The sequence below is a fragment of the Spirillospora sp. NPDC049652 genome (assembly GCF_040675125.1).
Classification (GTDB): domain Bacteria; phylum Actinomycetota; class Actinomycetes; order Streptosporangiales; family Streptosporangiaceae; genus Spirillospora.
Map to the genome: position 1 here is coordinate 1 of NZ_JBFAOF010001175.1, position 1,977 is coordinate 1,977.

Here is a 1,977-nt window from a genome sequence, read left to right on the forward strand (position 1 = left end):
CGTGGACGGTTGGGGACGGACGGGTGCGCGCCCGGCGCCGCGGAGGCGGCACCCGGCGCGGGTGTCACTCCGGCGGGGTCCCCGGAGGGACCGCGCCGCTCGTGGAATTCCGGAACCTCGTTCACCAGCGGCTCCCGTGGGTCGGAACTGCCTTGTGGGTCAACCCTTGTGTCGCTGCCGCCGGTCAGGCCGCGCACTCGCGGCAGATCGGCTGGCCGTTCTTCTCGGTGGCCAGCTGGCTGCGGTGGTGCACCAGGAAGCACCGGCTGCACGTGAACTCGTCGGCCTGGCGCGGAACGACCCGGAAGGTCAGCTCCTCGTTGGACAGGTCGGCGCCGGGCAGCTCGGCGACCTCGCCGGCGTCCAGGTCCTCGTCGATGATGCTCGCGGCCTTGTCGGCGCGGCGGGCCTGAAGTTCCTGGAGGCTGTCCTCACTCAGGTCGTCGTCGGTCTTGCGTGGGCTGTCGTAGTCGGTCGCCATCTTCGTCTCCATCCCCCTCGATGCTTTATGCGCCCCGTCGCGCGGATCTAACGCTCGGGGGGCCGTTCTTGTGCCCGATCCGGGCGGGAAATTCTGTCACGGGCGGTGAGCTGTGCCACACGAGGCGCGACCGTTCCCACGAGTGACACCGATCACCCGTCCGGCCCGCATAGATGTGGCGCACGTCACTCACCCGCCGGTTGCCACGCTGCGAAACAGAGCCGTGACGCCCGGGGGCGCAACCAACGGCGGCGGGATCATATCCTTCTCTGCGGCCGCTCGCGCACCGACCGCCCCGCCACGCCCCCGGCGCGTCCTCCCGCGGCCGCACGGACCGTCCGCGCGGCCGTCCGCGTAACCGGCCACACGGCCCGCCCCGCCGGACCGCGCCCCCACGTCTCCCGCCCGCGGCGACCCCTGTCTCCTACCCGCCTCGGCGCGCTCCAGCGCATCGGCCCGGCGCTGCCGTCCCCGGAGAACCGCGGGCATCCCGCGAATCGCCAGGAAAGACCCGATCCGGCACTGAACCCATCGTGTCGATGAAACGTCTGAACTAACGCGATATCGTGCAGCGCCACACCACACAAGCGGGTCACGGGAGGGTCTGATGCCGGAAGCCGCTCCGCTGGAGCCGGGCGATCCGCGGGCACTGGGACAGTACGAGGTCGTCGGGCGGCTCGGGGCAGGCGGGCAGGGCGCGGTGTTTCTCGGCCGCGCCCCGGGGGGAGAATACGTCGCCGTCAAGCTGCTGCACACGCAGATGGCGGCCGACAAGGCGGCGCGGGCGCGGTTCGCCCGCGAGGTCACCGCGGCCAGCAAGGTCGACCCGCAGTGCACCGCCCGAGTGATCGACTTCGACGTCGAGGGCGACCAGCCCTACGTCATCAGCGAGTTCATCGACGGGGCCTCGCTGCACGACGTCGTCGCGCACAACGGCCCGATGAACGCCGACGACCTGCTGCTGCTCGCGATCGGCACCGCGACCGCGCTCGCCGCGATCCACGAGGCCGGGATCGTGCACCGCGACTTCAAGCCGAACAACGTCATGCTGGCGAGCGACGGCCCGCGCGTGGTCGACTTCGGCATCGCCCGCACCGTCAACTCGCAGGAGAGCGCGGTCACCGCGACCGGCATGGTCGTCGGCACCCCCGGCTACCTGGCCCCCGAGCAGCTCACCGGCGCGCCGCTCACGCCCGCGGTGGACATCTTCGCCTGGGGCGCGACCATGGTCTTCTCCGCGACCGGGCAGTCCCCGTTCGAGGCCGAGACGCTGCCGGTGATCATCAACCGGATCCTGAACGAGGAGCCGGACCTGTCCGGGGTGCCCGCCGGGCCCGTCCGCGACATGGTCCGGCGGGCGCTGTCCAAGGACGCCGGGCTGCGTCCGCCCGCGCCGCAGCTGCTGCTGCAGCTGCTCCAGTCGGTGAACGCGACCCCGGCGGGAGCGGCGGCCGGCGGCGCGCTGCTCGACCAGGCACCCGATCGTCGGGGACATG

At 72.1% G+C, this 1,977-nt stretch carries 2 protein-coding genes; one reads left to right on the forward strand and one right to left on the reverse strand.

What is annotated here, in order from left to right:
• Positions 1-184 precede the first annotated feature (184 nt).
• Positions 185-481, reverse strand: a complete 297-nt coding sequence (locus AB0J52_RS38250; protein ID WP_285695131.1) for a DUF4193 domain-containing protein — start codon at positions 479-481, stop codon at positions 185-187.
• Between the two features lie 607 nt (positions 482-1,088).
• Between AB0J52_RS38250 and AB0J52_RS38255 the strand changes: the two genes are divergently transcribed.
• Positions 1,089-1,977: serine/threonine-protein kinase (locus AB0J52_RS38255; protein WP_500187904.1), on the forward strand; the 889-nt coding region annotated here is incomplete at its 3' end.